Genomic DNA, 21,357 nt, shown 5'->3' with positions numbered 1-21,357 from the left:
ACTTAGAACTTGATATTAAATCCAAATGAATAGATGCTATTGATAGGATAATAGGATGGACCATCTCCTGTAGCAATTTCATTTTCCGGGTCCCAACCTTTATAGAAACTGTTGAAAGAGAACAGATTCTGCCCGCTCACATAGACACGTACATTTTCCATTCCTATTTTCTTTGTCCATGTTTTTGGGAAGGTATATCCTATTTGCATATTCTTCACACGCAGGAAACTGGCATTACGTACCCAGTAATCAGAGGTCTGAAGGTTTGTATTATTCATATTCAGAGTTTCCAAACGTGGATATTCTGCCCATTTATTGGGATTTGCTTCTGTCCAGCAATTATCTGCCTGCCATCTCTGGATTTGTCCCCCATTGTAAAATGCATAAGCCATATAAGAACCGATGAGGCGTTTGTGTCCTCCCAAACCTTGCAGTAAAGCGGAGAAATCGAGTCCTTTGTAAGATGCTGACAGATTCAGACCATAATAGAATTTAGGGGTGGTGCTTCCTAATACGGTGCGGTCATATTGTGCATCCACTTTGCCATCAGGCACTCCGTCAGGACCGCTGATGTCTTTGTATTTCACATAGCCTGGTTTTAGGCTTGATTTACCAACCAATTGTTCAGGGGCTGCATCTATTTCAGCCTGGTCTACGAATAAACCATCTGTCTCGTAACCATAAATTATTCCGATAGGTTGTCCCACAATACGGTTATTATTGATTTCTTCAGTAGCACCATTTGCCAGTTTCTCTACGGCATTCTTTACCCAGGTAAAGTTAGGGGAGATGCTAAAGCGGAAGTTACGTCCGATTTGTCCGTTATAAGTAAGATTCACCTCGATACCCTTATTGGATACAGCACCAATGTTTGACTGTCCAACCCCGCGTCCCATTATGCTGGATACTTCTACCGGTGCCAGAATGTCTGAGGTATATTTATAGAAGTAATCCAAAGTACCGGTAAAGCGTCCGTTAAACAGACTGAAATCCAAACCGATATCCGTGATAGCTGTCTTCTCCCAGGTTATTTCCGGATTATTATAAGTTCCTGCGGCAGCACCGGGTTGCAGGGCGGCAGGATTGCCAAAGGGATAATCTTGTCCAAGGCTGTAAGTTTGTTGATACGGATAGACACCGATGTTTTGATTTCCCAATACACCGTAGGAAGCACGAACCTTCAGATTATCGAATATATTAGAAACGGAACTGTTTTTCCAGAAGTCTTCTTCTGAGATTCTCCATCCGGCAGATACAGATGGGAAGATTCCCCAACGATGTCCGTCTGCAAAACGGGAAGAACCATCATATCGCAAATTGGCTTCCAACAGATAACGGTCTTTCAGTGAGTAATTGATACGTCCGAAGAAAGATAATAATGCGTATTCTTCCAGTGAACTGTTATTCGTAGCTGTTGCTTTGTCACCTGAACCTAATTCATACAGATAGTTATTGGGGAATGTATTTCTGTAACCTTCTAACCCTCTATTGGCTGATTGCTCTACAGATGTACCTGCCAGTAACTTAAAACTATGATCTTTTATCCGCTTTTCATAAGTAGCCAATGCTTCGAAAGTAGTGTATGTATTGTTGGCTGTCCAGACATTCAAAGAAGCCGGTCCCACAGTCTTGCTTTCGTCAAAATAAGTATCCGCACGATAAGCTTTATCATACTTAGTCCAGTAATTAACCCCTGCTTTTCCGATGAAAGAGAGTCCCTCAATGGGAGTGTCCCATTTCAACTGACCGGAAGCACTGATATTTCTATTGATGTTTTGCACGAAAGATTCACTTGCCAGCCATGCCTCCGGGCTGTAATTGTCCTGATACCCAAAACTGCCGTCAGACTTCTGGCCTGCATAGATAGGACCCTGGCGCACGGCATATCCTATCATCCCATCAATACTTTGAGGCTCTCCATTGGGAGCATTGTATTTATTATTATAGGCATTGATATTCAGGTTGAGGGTAAGTCCTTTGGCTATTTCACTTTTCATCGTGAATAATGCTGTCATACGTTCGTTAGAAGTATTTGCCGTCATACCTTCCTGGTTGCGGTATCCTATAGATAAGTTGTAGTTGGTTGTAGCATTACCGCCTTGTATGCTGATATTATGCTGATGTTGGAAACCGGAACCTGACTCCAATAACCATTTCAGATGATTTACATTAGGATAATTATCGGGGTCTGAGCCGTCTTTGAATTTCTGTATCTCTTCAGGAAGGTAGGCATCTTGCTTATCCATATTGTGCATAGCCATATTGTAGTATTCTGCATACTCCCATGATGGTAGGAAATCCGGTAACTCTGTGGGACGTTGCCAACCAAAAGAATTGCTGTATGTGATGGTGGTCTTTCCTTGTACTCCCTTTTTGGTTTCAACCAGGATGACACCATTAGCGGCACGGTTACCGTAAATAGAGGCTGAGGCGGCATCTTTCAGGAAAGAAATACTCTGAATGTCGTTGGGGTCTATATCGTCTATATTCCCGGATAAACCGTCAATCAATACTAACGGATCTGTTCCGGCATTGGAGAAGGTACCTGTACCACGTATTTTGACCGTTGCTCCTGTTCCCGGACGACCGGAAGTTTGTAAAACACTCAGTCCCGGTGCTAAACCTGCCAATGCTTGTGCAGTACTCATCACAGGTTTGCTGGCTAAGTCTTCGGCCGATATGGAAGATACAGATCCTGTCAGATTCACCTTCTTTTGTGTACCATAACCTACGATTACAACTTCTTCCAGCTTCTTCGTATCTTCTTCCATAATGATGCGAAGCTGCTTATTCTCTTCTGCCTTTATCTCCTGAGAAATATAACCTACATAACTGATATGGAGAATATCTCCGGTTTTAGCTGTTACGGTAAATTTACCATCCAGATCGCTGACAGTTCCATTATTGGTACTTTTAACCAATATGCTTACCCCAATCAGGGGTTCGCCAGAAGAATCGGTAACTAAGCCTTTCACATTGCTTTGCACTTGTGCCCAAGTAGCGTTGCTAAGATGACAAACCAATAGGATCATTATGAATCTCATTGGTTGCATAAGTCCATACGTTAATCTGTTTCTCATAATTTTAATTGATTATTGGGTTATTTTTAAGGTATAGCGAGAGCTTATCGACTTAAAAAAAGCCGATAAATACTCTCTTATTCCTTATGATTTTATTTCTTTATTTTAAAGACGGGAGCTATGTTGTTGAGCTTTTTCTCCGGCAGATTAATGGAAAGCCCTTCTGCTGTGCGGTTGAATCGTACCGGGCCATATCCGAGCAGTTCTACCTTCCTTATCTTTTGCGGAAATAGTTTGCTGTCGGCAGCTAATGATTTGATGATTACATTTCCATTTTCCGGCCAAGCCAGAACCGTGGCATATAAATCCTTCTTGGTTTGGGTGAAACGGATCTCTTGTGCCGTAGCTTTGCTATATGCTCCTTCGTTGAATCCTTGTGCATTGATTTTAATATCGGCTTCGGCTATCGGACCTTCGCCGAACACTTCCCAAGGTCGGGTGCTGTAGATAGCTTCTTTATTAATATTCATCCATTCGCCGAATTCATTCAGTATCTTTTCTTCTTTTTCATCAAACGTACCGTCGGCCCGCAATGGAACACTGAGAAGCAGATTACCATTCTTACTTACGATGTCAATCAACAGTTTTGCGACATCCGAGGCTGATTTATACCAGTTATTCTCATAGACAGATGTAGTGTAATGCCATCCGCCAATGCATGAACAGGACTGCCAGGGTCGCTCCATTATTTCATTGGGTGCACCGCGTTCTACATCCCAGACGATGGCTTTGCGTTGGTTTTCATCCAATATCTTACTCAACATGACGGCTTCCAACTTGCCTTTGTGGGTCGCCATATTGTGGTTATAGAAGTGAGCCGCAATCTTCAGTCCGGCATCACTGATTGGATAGAATGGAGCTACAGTCACATCAAAATAAATCAGATCGGGATTATAGCGGTTGATGGCATCTACGGTACGGTCATAGAAGTTTGTGCAGTATTCCTGAGTAGGCAAACATGCCCCGTTTCCCCAAGCCCATTGGCTATGAATCATGCCATCCGCCCAGCTACCTTTACTCATCGGATGATTTTGTGCATATAAATCCTGAGGGTCGTATCCTTCCCACCATTTGCCTTTACCATCCGCTTTTGTTAAAGTGCCATCGTAAGGGACACCGGCTTTAGGTCCGTGTCTGTCATAACGTTGGGAGGGTTCATACCAGGTCCAGGCATGGTCAGCATGGAAACTGATACCAAATGGAAGCTCGTATTTGCGTGCCGCTTTTTCCCATTCTGCCAAGATATCACGTTTCGGACCCATGTTCTTTGAATTCCATGGTTGATATTTACTATCCCAAAGGTCAAAGTTATCGTGATGGTTACCTAAAGCAAAGAAATACTGCGCTCCTATTTTCTTATAGAATGCAACCAGTTCATCCGGATTCCATTTTTCTGCTTTAAATAAAGGGATGATGTCTTTGAATCCCACTTCAGAAGGATGACCGTAGTGCTCTACATGATGCTTATATTCTGATGTTCCTTCCATATACATGGAGCGTGCCATCCAGTCGCCCGAGCCTTCTACACACTGAGGTCCCCAATGCGCCCATATTCCGAATTTTGCGTTCCTAAACCATTCGGGAACTTGGTAATTCTCCAAAGACTCCCATGTAGGTTGGAATTTACCTTTCATCATAGGTTCGTTCTTTTCTGAAACCGGAACCTGATAGTTCTGGGCAGATAAGGTTCCTATTGAAAGAACTAAAGAGGCTAATAAAATTCTGGTTCTCATAGGTATTAATTTTGTTTCTATTGTACATTGCAAAGATATGGATTAATTAATAGTTATAATAGGATTAAAAAGTGTTTGTATTGGAAAATATCGATTATATAAATAGGATATATCTGATATGATAGGATAAAAACGATTTTTATATTGAGAATATCGATAATCGTTTTGAATGATAAAGAAATTCACCTACCTTTATCGAGTTACTAAATACTATATACTATGGTTTCATTGGTTGATAAGTTACACCCTCTTGTGTTGAATGTCGGTTTAGCTGTGCATAATGCAGATTGGAACTGGAAGAATGTAAATAGTCCGTTTACGCGCTTATATTATATAACGGAAGGGACTGCCCAAATACAGTTATCGGGGAGCGTACAAATTTTAAAACCAAACTATCTGTATTTTATTCCAGCTTTTACTATACATAGTTATATATGCAATTCCTATTTTTGCCATTACTACCTGCACATTTATGAAGAGCATCAGTCAGATTCCAATTTATTAGATGAGTGGGAATTTCCGGTAGAGATACCTGCCGGTGATTTAGATTTGGCTCTATTTCAGCGTCTATGTGCAATAAACCCTCACATGAGTTTGCCTAAGTCGGACCCTTCGACTTATGATAATAACTCAACGTTGATGGAGAATCTTCTGAAGAACAAGCAGCGTGCGTTATGTGATAAGGTTGAATCACGTGGTATTGTATATCAGTTACTGGCACATTTCTTAAAGCGTGCGCAAGTTAAAGTAGAGACGAAAGACGATCGAATAGAGAAAGCTATTCTTTATATACGCAAACATATCTATGAGGCTATAGACCTGACAACTCTGTCTGAGAACTCATGTTTGTCAAAAGATCATTTTATCCGTTTATTCAAAAAAGAGACTGGTGTGACTCCTTCAAAATATATCAATCAGAAGAAAATAGAAAAAGCACAACTCATCCTGGTAACAGATGAGATGTCTGTAAAGAACGTGGCTTTTTCCCTTTCTTTTGATGACTATTCTTATTTTAATCGGCTCTTTAAAAAGACAACAGGACTTACTCCGCAGGAGTATCGGAACTCCTACCATTAATCCGGTTCACCATACACTCTCTTCTACGAAACAAAAAGAAGAATCTGCTTCTTTTTCATACACAGGGAAAGCAGATTCTTCTTTTATATCAGGATAATAGAGACCAGATTCTCTTTGTATTACTTATGTACCGAGAATTTATAGATGCATTGGCTTTGGTACTTTTCTCCCGGTCTTAACACTGCCGACGGCCATTCCGGTTTATTAGGCGTATCGGGATATTTATCCGTCTCCAGGCAAACTGCTGCACGGAAGTTATAAACAATGCCTTTCTTCCCCGTCAGAGTACCATCTAGGAAGTTTCCACAATATACCTGTATGCCAGGTTCATTGGTATAAACATCCAGAACTATACCGGTTTTGGGTGATTCAAGAGTAGCGCATACTTTAGTTACATCCCCTTGAGTGTTCAGTACCCAGTTATGGTCTATTCCGTTTCCACTCTTCAGCTGTTCAAACTCCTGATTGATATTTGCACCGATTGCTGTAGGCTTTCTGAAATCCATGGGAGTTCCTTCTACCGTTGCAATCTCGCCTGTTGTCATGAAAGTGCTGTCTATCGGGGTGTAGTTATCGGCATTCAACGTTAACAGATAGGCAGAGTTATCAGTTGTGGGATCACCATCCAGATTGAAGTAAGAATGATTGGTCATATTGACAATAGTCGGCTTATCCGTTTCGGCTTCATATTGAATATCGATGGCGTTATCATCCGTCAACTTCATAGTAACCGTACACTGCAGGTTACCGGGAAATCCTTCTTCTCCGTCCTTTGCCAGATAAGTCAGTTGTACCTCCTGATCGTTCTTTTGTACTCCTTTGTATACACGGTACTGGAAACCTTTCGGTCCACCATGCAGACAATGACCATAGTTATTTTGTGGCAACTGGTACTCCACACCATCCAGTGTGAAGCGCCCTTGGTTGATGCGGTTGGCATATCGTCCAATGCTTGCTCCGAAGTCGGACGGATATTTGATATAGTCCTGTATAGAGTCGAATCCCAGAACCACATCCTTCATGTTACCATCTTTATCGGGAACCATGACCGATACAATACGGCCTCCGAAATTAGTGATGCAAACTTCCATGTTGTTTTTGTTCTTCAACACAAACAGGTCTGTCTTTTCACCATCGACTTCTGTCTGGAAATCGCTTCGCTTCAATCCGGATTCAGTCAGTTCTTCTTTTGTTGTTGCGGTACATCCAACCACTAGGATGGCACATACCAAAATCATCAGTTTATTCATATTCTATTAATTAGATTGCTTTTCGTAACGGAAGAAATCAACATCCACGTATCCACCGGCAGCCTTTGTGGCATAATTGAATATAGCGAATTTATTACCAGTGAAGTGCGCCATACTGAATATCATGTGGAATTTGTCGCCTATCGGAGTCCAGTTAGTGTCATCCAGGCTATAGGAGAATTGGGCATAGTCAGTGGTAAAATCACACTCCATTTTCAGGAAGACGATATCCTGATTCAGTTCGCGCCGTGCTTTTTCTACATTGCGGTCGGTCATCACCAGATACTTTTTTCCATACTCTTTCACGACAGAGAGGATTCCCGGTTCAGAACAGAATGCTGCCAATCCTGCATAGTCACCATCGTTCATGAAGGTGAGGTCTAAGGAAACGACACCACTACATTTGGGACCTTCAGTGCGTTGCGTCAGTGTGTTGCGGGCTTCGAAGAGGTTCTTTACTACTTTTCCGGTTTTCAGTCTCAGATAGCCCGGGCGTTCGGTGAGAGTCCATAGCAAATTATCCGGATTATGATTCCATTGCCAGGTCAGTCCCAGCTTGGGAGCTTCGTCGAAGTTGTCGCTGACTACCAGTTCCGTCTTTTCATCATATCCTTGTACGGGTACTTTCATTACCGGAGGCACTTTGCCATTTTCGTCCCCCAGCATGGGCCAACCATTTTCCCAACGGCAAGGCATCAGCACAGGTACACGGCCTACGGCTTCGTGGTCCTGAAACAACATAGCATACCATTCGCCTGCTTCTGTATCGATGAAGCATCCTTGTGCTACACCGTGATTGGCATATCCGAGATCATCCGAAAGAATGGTTTTCATCTCATAAGGTCCGGACACTTTATCGGAACGGAAGCAGAGTTGTGTGCGTATGCCGCCTTCCGGCCACCAGATCAGAGTGAGGTAATATTTACCATTGAATTTATAGAAGTGAGTGCCTTCCAGTAACCCTTGTGGCTCACCGGGGATAACTTCTACCTGTAAGCCGTTAGGATTGATTCCAGACAAATCCTTATTGAATTCAATGATACGGATATGGCGTGCACCATAAGCCAGATAAATGCGTCCATCATCGTCGAACAACATGGAAGCATCGTGCAGATACTCATCAATCACAAGCTTCTGTTCCCATTTTCCTGCCGGATCTTTTGCCGTATAAATGTAGGATTTGTTTCCTGTACCGAAGAATACATAGAAAAGCCCGTCGTGATAGCGTAAGGAAGCAGCCCATTGTCCGCGGCTGTAGATATTACCGCCTTCCAGATCATTGTATGGGCTCTCTTTGAGTTCATCAAACACATAGCTGATGATTTTCCAGTTAACCATGTCTTTGGAGTGCATGATAGGCGCTCCGGGTGACATGTGTGCGGTAGTGCTAATCATATAGTAATCACTACCTACGCGTATAACGTCAACATCCGGTACATCAGCATAGATGACCGGATTGGTGAAAGTTGTTTCTTCCTCAGCTGCCTGCTTGCCGGCATTCGTACAGCCGGCAAGGAGAAACAGCACAAGGCAACTTATCCATAAAGATGCTTTGTTCATTATTGTTTGTTGATTTCAGAGTTTCAGTTTAATCATTTAACCTTTGTCCCTGACGGTTTTTTCAACCGCATCGTCTTTGGATAAGGGGTACCTAATACAGGGTAATCGTCAGCTTTCCATTCTATCTTCTGAGCACGGGGAGATCTTGTATCGCCCATGCCCGGAGGATCTACCTGAGTGTCGCGAGCATGATACAGGATATACCATTCTTTGCCATCAGGTGATTTGAAGAAGCTGTTGTGTCCTGTACCGTATACTCCATTTTCAGGAGACTGGCGGAACAGAGGCTGGGGAGCTTTCTTCCAGGATGCCGGATCCAACAAGTCTGCATTCGTATCTGCTGTCAGCATGCCCAAAGCATAGTACGGAGTCCATACACCGCTTGCCGAATAAGCAACGTGAATATATTTACCCTTCGGGCTCTTCAACGGTTGAGGTCCTTCGTTCACAAATACTTTGTGTGGAGGATTCCAACCGGTTTCGTTAATGTAGTGGCGTTCCCATTCCAGTTCCGGTTTAGAGATCAGGACTCTTTCGGAACCCAGTGTCCAGGGATTCTTCATCTCGGCAATGTAGATACATTGGGTTTCGGTATCCACACGACGGGTTTGCCAACCGGACCAAACCATGTATAATTTGCCTTTGTTTTCGAATACTGATCCATCAATAGCCCAGTTGTTATCTTTATCCGTACTGATGCGGCCTTTCATCACGAACTCTCCCTTGAACGGATCTTTGTTTGTATTTTCCAGTACATACATCTGGTGATTGTCGGAGTTACCGTCATCGGCTGCATAATAGATGTACCACTTTCCATCAATATTGTGAATCTCGGGTGCCCACAGGTTATGCTTATTAGACGGGTCTGTCGGAATCCAGATTGTTTTCTTCTCTGCATTACGAATGTCGGTCACATCCTGCGTCTTCCACAACACGAGGCTGTCGACCATGGTATGCATGTAATAGTAGGAACCATCGTGCCAGATAGCCCAGGGATCCGGACCATAATTGCATAATGGATTGGTATAAGTGCCTTCCAGATCTTCAGGATTCTTACTGAAGATACTGTGAATAAGTTTCGTATCAAACTTAGGAGTACGGTCATAGTAATAAATACCGTTTTGTTCCTGTTCCACATCCGTCAGCTGAGTATAGCAATATCCCCAAACCTGATCTTTCAATTCGAGAATGCCATTCATCTGACCTTCCAGTCGTTCCAGGAATTCCTTTTCAGTTTTCGGAGGTGTGCCGTAACCCCATGATTGTGTGCTTGAGTTGGTCTTATCCTGGTCTTTCACCCATTTAATACCCCCTACTTCATCAATCAGATATGGCATTTTGCCATCATATACCGGGAAGTCATATACTGCATTCTGGCGTAAACCGTTGAAGCCAATATTGGCTGCAGGTACTCCAATCTTATAGTTGGGAGCCTGGAAGAATTTACCATCTTTGTAGATGATATCTTTCAGCTTGGCAGGATCCTGTTCGTAGTTGTGTACAGTCCATATATCTGTTTTGATGTGGCAACCACCGCTGGCATCGTTCACCGGGCGGGTAGGGTCGAGTGACTTCGTCAGATTGTATAAATCGGTCGTAAAACGTGGGTACTGAACCAAATCAGGCCACCATTCTTCGTTCATCGGTGTCCAGATCAATAGAGAAGGATGGTTCCGGTCACGAAGTACCAGTTCCGACCATTCAACCTGGAAATTGCGTGCCACCTCTATGTTATTGGCATCCATACCCCAGCTTGGAGCCTCTCCCCAAGTAATATAACCCAGTTTATCTGCCCAATAATAGAAGCGTTCTTCGAATGCCTTCTGATGCAGGCGTGCTCCGTTGAAGCCGGCAGCCATCGATAACTCGATGTCGCGTTTCAATGCTTCATCGGTAGGAGCTGTCCAGATGCCATCGGGATAGAAACCCTGATCCAGTACCAGGCGTTGATAGTAAGGCTTGTTATTCAGATAAATCTTATTTCCTTCAATATGCACTTTGCGCATACCTATGTAAGATGATACTTCATCGATAACCTTTCCTGCCGGATCAATCATCTGATAAGTAATGTCGTATAGGAAAGGTGATTCCGGTGACCAGAGTTTGGCTTTCTTTACCGGAAGTACGGCCACAGAACTGTTGGTACCTTTCACTGTGGCAGCAGCAACGACTTTATTACCATCTTTCAGCGTAATCTTCAGCTTGTTGTTACTGTCACTGTAGAATGTAGGCCATACGACCAATTGCTCCTGATCGACGTCTGCAACGGCTTGTACGGATTTTAAGCCGGAAGGATTGATCGCTTCCATCCATACAGTCTGCCAGATACCTGTAGTACGGGTATAGTTACAGCCGTAAGAACCAAATTGCAGGCTCTGCTTACCGGCACTCTGCATGCCCGAACGCAAATCACTGGATGCGCGTACTACTAGGTGGTGTACCTTACCCGGAGTCACTAACTTGGTGATATCGATGCTGAAAGAAGAACTACCGCCGAAGTGACGTCCTGCCAAAGCTCCGTCAATGTAAATCTCAGAATTGTAGTAGACAGCTCCGAAATTCAGCAATACATTCTTGCCGCTCCAATCCTGCGGAATACTTATCTCCCGATGATACCAGATATGATTGATAAAGTCCTTATGCCCTACACCGGATAAACTGCTTTCCGGACAGAAAGGTACTGTTATCTTTCCTGAGAAGGAAGTAGCTTTGTGATACTCCTGCTCCATACCCGAATTGGAGAAATCGAATGTGTAATCCCATTCACCGTTCAAATTCACCCATGCTGTCCGTTCAAACTGAGGGCGGGGATATTCCTTGCGCGGAATATCTGCGGCATTTGTCTGAAATGCCATGCCGGCAGCCAATACGGCTGCAATCAAGATTTTCTTTAATTCCATAATTATTATTATTTTATGTATGTTACGTTAGGACCTAAGTAAGAGCGCTTCATTCCACCGAAGTCGATAACTACTTTCTGGATAATCATACCCGGGTCGGCACAGATTAGTTTCAAGGTGTGTTTGCCGGGCTTGTCGACATTTACATTGATAGTGCTGATGGTACTGTTACGGAACACATTCAGTCTCCATTGGCTGGAGTATTCTTTAGCCGAAGTAGTCATCCATTGTACCATGCCGTCATCGATCATGATACCGTAACGGGTATCATGTTTGGAGTTGATAGGGAACAAGGGTAGGGCATAAACATGTACGGTTGCATTACCACCATTGAATGTATAGAAGTCATATTCGGCTTTAGGGCTTTTGTTAGTGAACCACATATTGGGCACATTCTGGGTAGCTTCTCCCAATAGAACACAATCGTTCTCGTATCCCAATCCCTTGATAGTTCTGATTTTTATACCGCTATTTTCCACTTTTCGGTGGAATTTACCGGCATTGATGGAAACACATCCGTTGTCTTCTACATACATTCCTCTCAATTCCTCAACTGTGGGGTTTGCCGGATTGAAGACAGGAACGAATACTTCCTTTGTCTGATTACCGAAAGTCAACTCGATGACACCTACAACATCGTCACCTTGAGGTACCTTGTTCCAATCTACGGATACTGTGATTCTGTCCTGTAAGGGAACATATCCGGTTTGGCTGTTATTTCCGATTCGATGTTTGCAAAGAAGCGGGGATCCAGTGGGTCGGGGAATGTATATCTCTCCAAGGTGGGTTCCGGCAACACGATACTTTTTACGTCACCGATGTCTTTGTCGATGCTGCGATCCCATACTACTTTAAATACATCTTGATACAGGTCATTGCCCAGGTATTCGAAGAAACCGATATCGCTACCTAACTGAAGAACATGGTTGCCTAATACTACGTCCAGATCTTCTACACCGTAGTACTTTTGCAGTTGTTCTTTGGGCTCCTGCGTGAATTTGAAAGACCAAGGTACATAAGGAGGTTTTTGACCATCCAGCACCATTTTTATTACTTCTCTTTTGGTTTTACAGTTTTGCATAACTACATAAATTTAGTGATTAACAAATCTAACTCTGCCTGCTGCAAACATACTGAAGATTAGCCCAAAGCCTTGGCAATACAACACCAAAAAATGACACTTTTCACTCATTCTATATATTAATGAGAAGGGTCAGGAGGTGTTGAAAAGATACTATTTTGCCATTTTTAGCGTTTTTCGACCAGAATGGGCCTTTTGGGCTTTATTCTATGCTCTTCTTATGCCGGAATTGATTTTAATTCCTAAATTTGCATCAGTAGTTCGAGCTATATGAAAAACATATTCTTATGAGAAAGATTATACTAATATTATTCTTGGGGATATTCTGTTTGGGGAACCTTTGGGCACAACAGATTAAACATTATAATAATAATTCCGGTTTGTCACATAATACGGTAATGTGCTTGTTTCAGGACAGCAAAGGGTTTATCTGGGTGGGAACTAAGAACGGTCTGAACAGGTTCGATGGACATGACTTTAAGGTCTACCAACGTGGTGACTCTATTAATGAACTTCGGAACAGTATGATATACTGCATCACTGAAGATAAGGACAAAACCTTGTGGATTGCCACGGATAAAGGGATTTCTCTTTATGATCCTTTTACGGAGACTTTCTCGAATTTCAATAAGCAAACAGATAAGCAGGAAAGGGTAGACGGATTTATCAATAAGATTTATATTGATAAGTCGGATAGGGTATGGATACTTTCCGGTGACGGACTATTCATTTACCAGCCATCGGAGGATAAACTTTATAATATGCATGATAGGTTTGCACCCTACACAGCTTATGCCCCCCGGGCGTTATTTCTGGATGAAGATGGAACCGCTTATCTTGCCTTTCCCGATATAGGGGTTATCAAATATGATATCGATGGAGATAAAACAACCTTTTTAGCGCGGAATGATAATACTCCTACCGCTATCTGTGCTTATAAGGAACAGTATATTCTTCTGGGTACTCTGGACAAGGGATTGTTTCTTATCAATAAAGAAACCGGAGAATCTAAGAAACTCCAGATTGACGAATCGCGAAATTCTGATATTTATGTGCGGCATATTGAAAAGATCTCGAAAGATGAGTATTGGGTAGGTGCGGAAAGCGGCATTTACGTCTTGAAAGATGGGGCGGTTCAGCATATCACTTATGAAGCATACAATGATTTGTCTATTTCTGATAATGCCATTTATGCCCTCTTTAAAGATAGGGAAGGGGGGATTTGGGTTGGAAGTTACTTCGGCGGTGTGGACTATATTCCTAAGCAATATTCTTATTTTGAGAACTTCTATCCCATTGCCTATAAAAACTCTATTAGCGGTTACAGAGTCAGAGAATTTGTGAGTGACCGGAAAGGCTATTTGTGGATTGCTACGGAAGATAACGGGTTGAACTACTACGATACCCATACCGGGCTATTTACACATATATCCGATAAGACTAAACCGGTGAATATTTCTTTTACGAATATTCAATGTCTGAATCTGGTAGGTGATAAGTTGTGGATCGGAACCTTTACTAAAGGAGTAGATGTACTGGATTTAAAAACAAATCATTGCAGACATTACGAGAAGGACGGACATCCAAATTCGATCCTCAATAATGATATATTTGCCATTTATACAGATAGCCGGAATACTACTTGGGTGAGTTCGACTACGGAACTTTATACGTATGTGCCCGAAATAGATGGTTTCAAGGTATTCATGCCTATGAATGGCATGTTCATCAGCGATATCCTGGAAGATAAGAACGGAAATATCTGGTTCACAACTTATAACCTTGGAGTAGCTAGATATAATCCGGATACCAAGGAAATAAAGAGATTCCGTCATGATGTGAAGAACCCTAACAGTCTCTGTTACGACCGGATTACCTGTGCTTTTGAAGATAGTAAAAAGCGCCTGTGGTTTGCATCCGAGGACGGTGGATTCTGCCGTTACAATGAGACGGATGATACTTTTACGCGTATCACTACGAAACAAGGACTTCCCAGCAATGTGGTCTACAAGATTCTGGAAGATGATCATCAGCATTTCTGGTTGAGTACCAGTAACGGGTTGGCGAACTTCAATCCTGAAACGATGAGTGTTGAGGCGCTGTATAATCTTCCTAATGGATTGCGGAGTAAGCAGTTCAATTACAATTCTGGCATCAAGACAGAAGATGGTACACTGTATTTTGGCAGTATAGATGGTTTTGTAGCTTTCAATCCTAAAAACTTCCATCCGAATGAAAACAAGTATTCCGTTGTCCTGACAGGATTCTACATATTCAATCAGGAAGTTCAGGTGGGAACTTCTGATCATGTATTAGACAAGGCTATACCGTATGCAAATACGATTAACCTGAATTATGACCAGGCTACTTTCAGCTTCAGCTTCTCTGCATTGAATTATTCTACCGAAGGAAACGGGAAGTATGCTTATATGCTGGAGGGGATTGATAAGAAATGGAATTACGTGGACAATATCTTTAGAATAGCGTATAATAGTATTCCTCCCGGTGATTATATACTTCATATCAAATACTCGAGGGATGGCCATGATTGGAGTGATACGAATACTGTAGTGAATATCAATATCATTCCTCCGCTGTGGCGGACCTCTTGGGCTTACGCACTATATACCTTGCTGATTCTGGGTATGTCTTTCGGTGTCATCCGATTCTATGTACGGAAGAAGAAGAGGCAGGTAGATGAGAAAATGGCCCATCAGGAACAGCAGAAGAAAGAGGAAATATATAAGGCTAAAATAGACTTCTTTACGAATGTTGCACATGAGATACGAACTCCGATAACATTGATTAAGGCACCTCTCGATTATATTCTGACTTCCCATCCGGATGAGCACGAAACGAAGGAGAACCTGATAACAATGGAACGGAATACAGACCGTTTGCTGGTATTGGTGAATCAGTTGCTGGATTTCCGTAAGATAGAGTCTAAAGCGTTTACGTTGTCTCTGAAGATACGGAATATCAATGTATTGGTGGCTAATACATTCAATCGCTTCGTCCCGACAGGTAAGCGGAAGAAGCTGGAGATGATACTGGAATGTCCCGATCATGCAGTGATGGCACTGGTGGACGAAGAAGCTATAACGAAGGTATGTAGTAATCTCTTTAATAATGCTATTAAATATTCGTCTACATACATTAAAGCCATACTGTCGGTGAGTGAGGATGGTCGTATTTTCCGGATTACCGTGAAGAATGACGGTACGCCTATTCCACCGGATATGCGGGAGCGTATTTTCGAAGCTTTCTTCCAGATAAAAGGCGCTCATCCTACGCAACCGGGTTCGGGTATCGGACTTACGTTGGCATCTTCGTTGGTGCAGCTGCATAACGGACAGTTGTATCTGGATGAAGAAGCGGAAGATACTTCCTTTGTGGTGGAAATACCTACCAATGCATCGGCTGATGCTCAACAGGCCGAGGAAGATGTTTTGATTGAAGATGCAATAACTGACGAAGATAATATTTCGACTGTGGTACTTGAAGACTCTTTCTCTGCTAAGGAAACCATACTGGTGGTTGAGGATAATGAAGAACTCCAATCTTTCTTGTCTGTCCAGTTGAGCAGATATTACAAGGTACTCACTGCCAATAATGGAGAGGAGGCAATGGAGGTACTCAAGGGAGATATTGTAAACCTCATTGTTTCGGATATCATGATGCCGTTGAAGGATGGACTGGAACTGTGTAATGAGATTAAATCGAATCTTGAAACCTGCCATATTCCTATTATTCTGCTGACGGCGAAGACTACACTGAACAATAAGATTGAAGGGTTGAATAGTGGGGCGGATGCGTATATGGAGAAGCCATTTGCGATGCCTCATCTGTTGGTGCAGATTAAGAACTTATTGGAAAACAGAAGTAAACTCCGGCAGAACTTTGCTAATAGCCCGTATATTGCTACCAATAGTATGGTACAGAATAAAGCGGATGAGGACTTCCTGAATAAACTGACGGAAGTTATCAGGCAGAATCTGGATGATGATACGTTTAATATTGATGATTTGGCACGGGAGGTGAATATGAGCCGTACCAGTCTGCACCGGAAACTAAAGGGGATTACGGAATTGACTCCCGGTGACTTTATTCGTATTATCCGCTTGAAAAAAGCTGCTGAGTTGTTGCTGGAAGGGGAGTACAGGATTAATGAAATCTGTATGATTGTGGGAATACGCTCGTTGTCGTACTTCTCAAAGAGCTTCCAAAAACAGTTTGGGGTGCTGCCGAAAGACTTTGCTAAGAGTCATGTGAAGCAGTGATAAAAGAAACGCAGGTCATTGAAAAATAGAACTTTTCAATGACCTGCGTAGTTTAAAAACAATCTTTCTATCTACTTGGTTGTTTTCTTGATTATTTCAATTTCTTTAGCAGAATACGGGGTATAATCTCCTTTGTAAATGTCATGTTGCCATACTCCAGTGTAAGGCAATTGTTCAGGACGGTGTCCCCAGCATAGATGGGTCTGCGTCTTTCCATTTACCAGTCCCCACATCATGCTGCCTACATGTGCTTCTTTCAACATTGGGAGGATTTCCGGGATAGTGGAGTGAGCTACACGGTTCATCCACTCGGTACAGATGGTAGGACGACCTAGTTTAAGATGCTCTTTCATCACTTTTTCAGTTTCTTCTTTCGAAGCATAGCAATGGAAAGTGATGATGTCTGAATTTGATGCCAGGAAGTCATTTAGCTCTTTGTTTTCGTTCCAGAGTCCTGATGTGATGGGTTGCTTCGGATTCACTTCACGCGCCCATGTGAAGACTTTACGGAGGAGTGGCCAGCTTCTTTCCGGCATGGTGGTATTGGTAGGCTCGTTGTATAAGTCCCATACAAAGATACGCGGGTCATTCTTGAAGTGGTTCATTACTTCTTTTACATACTTTTCCAGTTTACCGTGAGTCCGTTCATCTACTACCATTGAGTAGCCGGGAGATGGAGACCAGACCCAGGCGTACCAGCCTTCCAGCGGTTCGGGTTGTTTTCCTACTGTCGGGTCTGTATTGACACCGAAGGCGCAATCATCAAAGAAAATAGGCATTACTTTTACACCGTACTTATCACAGATACTTAGAAAGCGGTCGAGTGTACGTATGAAGTATGCGGGATCTTCTTCATATACCGCATATTGCATCACTATGCGCGCGCAGTTCATACCTAAACTCTTCATTAACTTCATTTCTTTTTCTATCACTTCGGGTGAGAAGGACGTTTTATCCCACATGGCAGTGTAGTTGATGGCAGTGGCGGGAATGTAGTTTACTCCGCAATACCACGGATTTTCTTTGCCCCATTTCTGGGCTTGTTCTGTACTCCATACTTTGCTTTGAGCAGTAGCGGAGATGGCGGCAGTTAGTACCACACAGATGCAGATTAATAATCGTTGTATATTCATGATATTATATATTTAAGTTCGATGCAAATGTAGGCGAAACTTTCCTTTTGGAATGATGCTAATTTTTCAGAAAACAACAGCATTTGACCAATCTGTAAGAGCAAGCCGATTTTTACTTATGTGAGGTGAACGATAAGTATATCGTTGTTTCATTTCATGGAGATTCTATTTATCCCAAATGATAACTTTGTTAACCCCACACGGTAACTCCATTTACACACCGAGGTAAAGCTCGTTACATGCCGAGGTAAATGGTGTTACAATAAGGAGTAAAGGCCGTTACATACGGCAGTAAATGCGTTTACATTTTGCAGTAAGCCATTGGTAAATACTATTAGCTGATTATCAGAAAACTAACAAATGTCCATCAGCAATCTTTGATTTATTTCTATACGTACAATACGTGGATATGAACTCTAATTTTTCCTCTTTGAACAGAAATAGCATTTTTTTGGAAGAATAGAGCATTTTTGTTCTTTTCCCCTTTCTGGAGGCCGTTTGAGGCAATTTTGTAAATAGACAAATTAGAGCAATTTTTTGGTACGCAAGGGATATCCTCTTATATTATTTCACGTTAGATTTGCACCATCAAAACGAATGTTACATTGTAATCGAAGTACTATTATGAAAACGCTAAAACTTCTTTTCCTGTTAAGTTGCTTACTTTATACCTCTTTTGCTTTTTCACAAGAAGCAACTTTGTCATCCGGTGAAGTAACACTGAATATTACCCGTCAGAAAGATAACACGTATGGTGTTACATTCTCTGCTTATGGCAAAGAATTTAATGCGGGTACAGAGCATAATCCTGCTTTACTGATTGACGTCAAGATGAATACTTTCTACCCGACTTATACATCTTATACAAAGGATGGTGATAAAGTAGAGTTGATGGCACGCCTGACTACCACTCCTCGCACCACCGTCTTTGAAATAAATGACGTATATACAGCGAAGGGAAACGGTGAGTTTGAACTGAAACGCAACGTGAAAGTTGTTGAGTTGGGAGATAATCCTTATGATGAAGGCTTCTCTTCTTCTTTCGGCTTACAGTTTGCACCGGAAGATGTATTGGCAAATAGCGAATACTTTATTCCTGCTGTTTGGTATAAAGGTAACTTTGAGAAAGATGGAAATATTCCTGCAGGCATTCCGGTCGCTACTGATTTGAGTTTTCTTTATAGAGAAGACCGCATTCCCCTTCCGGTGGTGATGATGCGTCAAAAAGAAAGTGGATTGACTTTCACTTTAGTACATAAAGATTCAAAATGTGAAACTGTACTGAATGATTCACGTGGTGTAGTAGTCGACGAAAATTATCAGTTTGGTGGCGTGGGTGTTGTCAACTGGAAGAAGTCTGACTCTTTTGCTGCTGTAGTTACTTATCCAGGTTCTGACTTGCGTACCGGAGGAATGGGCAGACGTATGCATCCCATAACAAAAGGATTTGATAAACATACTTATAATGTCTATTTCAAAATAGATAAAACTTCCGACTATGCTAATGCTGTAAATGAAGCTTGGAAACTGGCTTTCAATCTGTATAATCCAAAGATTTATGATGTTAACTTGAATTCTGCTTATCGGGGATTGATTGAAACTGTTAATCATTATTATCTGGACAGTTCGGTTGATAAGGATATAAAAGGTCCCGGATTCCCATGGAGTGTGAAACTGACAGATTTCTCCTTAAATAAGAATACTTATGAGATCGGTTTTGTTGGCTCACAACCTACAGCTGGCTATGCATTGTTTCGTGCAGGTGTGGAGACTGGTAATGAGGAATATAAGGTAAGAGGAAGCAATGTACTGAATTTATGGGCTTCTCAAGGATTGACAGATTTAGGACTTCCCAAGACACGTTATGCTGCACTATGGGGTACATGGGACAACTGGGCAAAGACTTCTATGCGCCAAGCTTGTAACGGAATGGCCGGATTGCTGAATGCATGGTGTTATGCCAAACGTAATGGAATAGATATCCCTTCATGGCTGAATGCCTGTAAGAAGTTTGGTGAATTCCTGGTGACTAATCAGAATGCGGATGGTAGTTACTATCTGGAATATGACCCTTTCAGTGTTGTAGGTGGTAAACATCCGGCAGGTAATCAGAATAAGTTTCTGACTATTTGCGCTGTTCGTTATCTGGTAGAGCTTTATATCGCCACCAATGATGAACGTTATAAGACAGCTGCTTTGAAAGCTGCAGAGTTTTCTTATGCTAATATTCATGAAAGATATCTCTATGTGGCTTGTGTGGTAGACAATCCGCAGACTATCGACAGTGAATCCGGTCAGCAAGCTATCAATGGTTTTCTTGCTATCTATGACCTTACAAAAGATCCGAAATGGTTGGCTGCTGCAGAACAAGCTGCTACATACACCGAAAGTTGGAGCTATATGTTTGAAGTACCGGTAGAAAAGGATCAGACAGCTAGAACAGATTGGCCTAAAGACAGAAGTATTGTCGGACAGCATATTATAGCTATTGGCCATTCTGCTACGGATTTAGGTTTTGCATGGTCTTCATTTGTGTACTATCGCCTGTATCTGTTGACGGGTAAAGAACATTATCTCCAGGTTGCACGTATCAGTGCTCACAATACGAAACAGTCTATGAATCTGGGACAGGAACTTTATCCCGGACAACCTGAAGGCTTGCAGCAAGAAGCTTTCCAAGTAAGGGTAAGCAATGGTGCGGGTCGAAGAATGAATTCTATTATGGAAGCATTGACGTGGAACTTTGCTGCTCACTTGGATCCGATGATTCGTTTTAAGGATGCTTTTGGTACTTATGATCTGGAGGAAGTAGAAGCTATGCCGAAATCCAAGGTAGAGGAATTGAATAATAGATATTCGAAATATCAGTCTTCCGATTATGGGCAGGATCCGGAGACCGGAATCGAAACGATTGATGGAAATTCACTTTCGGCATATATTTCAGGGGATCAGCTTTTTCTGGTAAATAAAGGTAAAGAAGATATTTCAAAGGTAGAGCTTACAGATTTGGCAGGAAGACGGTTATGGACCGAAGATATGAAGGTAACAGATGAGGAATACACATTCCCGATGCATGGAACGTTTTCAGGGTTTTATATTTTGAATGTGTGTTTAGTTTCAGGAGAACAAAAAGCATTTAAAGTTTATAAAAATAAATGAGTATTCACTTTTAAGGATCAAGAAAGGAGGGCGTTAAAAAAAACATTGAAACAAGCATGATATAAGATATTCATAGTTAAGGTAAAATGATAAGTTTTCAGATA

At 42.1% G+C, this 21,357-nt stretch carries 11 protein-coding genes; 3 read left to right on the top strand and 8 right to left on the bottom strand.

All coding sequences use genetic code 11. The features are described from left to right. Positions 1 to 2: 2 nt before the first annotated feature. Positions 3 to 3,080, bottom strand: coding sequence for a SusC/RagA family TonB-linked outer membrane protein (locus BUC01_RS00840; protein ID WP_073312435.1), 3,078 nt, complete (start codon positions 3,078 to 3,080; stop codon positions 3 to 5). 92 nt (positions 3,081 to 3,172) lie between these two features. Further along, positions 3,173 to 4,813 (bottom strand): alpha-L-fucosidase, encoded by a 1,641-nt coding sequence (locus tag BUC01_RS00835; RefSeq protein WP_007660866.1) that lies wholly within the window; start codon positions 4,811 to 4,813, stop codon positions 3,173 to 3,175. Positions 4,814 to 5,032: 219 nt separating this feature from the next. Between BUC01_RS00835 and BUC01_RS00830 the strand changes: the two genes are divergently transcribed. Beyond that, complete coding sequence (locus BUC01_RS00830) at positions 5,033 to 5,890, top strand: helix-turn-helix domain-containing protein (RefSeq protein ID WP_021966983.1); 858 nt, start codon at positions 5,033 to 5,035, stop codon at positions 5,888 to 5,890. 119 nt (positions 5,891 to 6,009) lie between these two features. Here the strand turns inward: BUC01_RS00830 and BUC01_RS00825 are convergent, their stop codons facing one another. Genes BUC01_RS00825 through BUC01_RS00805 form a run of 5 tightly spaced genes read right to left on the bottom strand, consistent with a single transcriptional unit; the run spans position 6,010 to position 12,681 of the window. Further along, positions 6,010 to 7,140, bottom strand: coding sequence for an aldose epimerase family protein (locus BUC01_RS00825; RefSeq protein WP_021966982.1), 1,131 nt, complete (start codon positions 7,138 to 7,140; stop codon positions 6,010 to 6,012). A 6-nt stretch (positions 7,141 to 7,146) separates the two neighbouring features. Then, positions 7,147 to 8,700 (bottom strand): glycoside hydrolase family 43 protein, encoded by a 1,554-nt coding sequence (locus BUC01_RS00820; protein ID WP_007660862.1) that lies wholly within the window; start codon positions 8,698 to 8,700, stop codon positions 7,147 to 7,149. A gap of 32 nt (positions 8,701 to 8,732) precedes the next feature. Continuing rightward, positions 8,733 to 11,600: a glycoside hydrolase family 2 gene (locus BUC01_RS00815; RefSeq protein WP_021966981.1), complete on the bottom strand. Its 2,868-nt coding sequence runs from the start codon at positions 11,598 to 11,600 to the stop codon at positions 8,733 to 8,735. Positions 11,601 to 11,608: 8 nt separating this feature from the next. After that, positions 11,609 to 12,217: a hypothetical protein gene (locus tag BUC01_RS00810; RefSeq protein ID WP_007660859.1), complete on the bottom strand. Its 609-nt coding sequence runs from the start codon at positions 12,215 to 12,217 to the stop codon at positions 11,609 to 11,611. A 47-nt stretch (positions 12,218 to 12,264) separates the two neighbouring features. After that, a complete protein-coding gene (locus tag BUC01_RS00805; protein WP_007660857.1) occupies positions 12,265 to 12,681 on the bottom strand; it encodes a hypothetical protein in 417 nt (138 codons plus the stop codon). A gap of 287 nt (positions 12,682 to 12,968) precedes the next feature. Between BUC01_RS00805 and BUC01_RS00800 the strand changes: the two genes are divergently transcribed. Then, the gene (locus tag BUC01_RS00800; RefSeq protein WP_007660855.1) at positions 12,969 to 16,961 is read left to right on the top strand and encodes a hybrid sensor histidine kinase/response regulator transcription factor; all 3,993 of its coding nucleotides are present in this window, start codon (positions 12,969 to 12,971) and stop codon (positions 16,959 to 16,961) included. A gap of 71 nt (positions 16,962 to 17,032) precedes the next feature. Here the strand turns inward: BUC01_RS00800 and BUC01_RS00795 are convergent, their stop codons facing one another. Then, positions 17,033 to 18,094: a glycoside hydrolase family 2 TIM barrel-domain containing protein gene (locus BUC01_RS00795; protein WP_007660853.1), complete on the bottom strand. Its 1,062-nt coding sequence runs from the start codon at positions 18,092 to 18,094 to the stop codon at positions 17,033 to 17,035. A 624-nt stretch (positions 18,095 to 18,718) separates the two neighbouring features. On the opposite strand from BUC01_RS00795, the gene BUC01_RS00790 reads away from it, so the two are divergent. Beyond that, positions 18,719 to 21,253 (top strand): glycoside hydrolase family protein, encoded by a 2,535-nt coding sequence (locus tag BUC01_RS00790; protein ID WP_025830529.1) that lies wholly within the window; start codon positions 18,719 to 18,721, stop codon positions 21,251 to 21,253. The last annotated feature ends 104 nt before the right edge of the window (positions 21,254 to 21,357 follow it).

The sequence above is a fragment of the Bacteroides stercorirosoris genome (assembly GCF_900142015.1).
Classification (GTDB): domain Bacteria; phylum Bacteroidota; class Bacteroidia; order Bacteroidales; family Bacteroidaceae; genus Bacteroides; species Bacteroides stercorirosoris.
The sequence above is the reverse complement of the archived record's forward strand: the minus strand, read 5'-3'. Positions and strand labels throughout refer to the sequence as shown.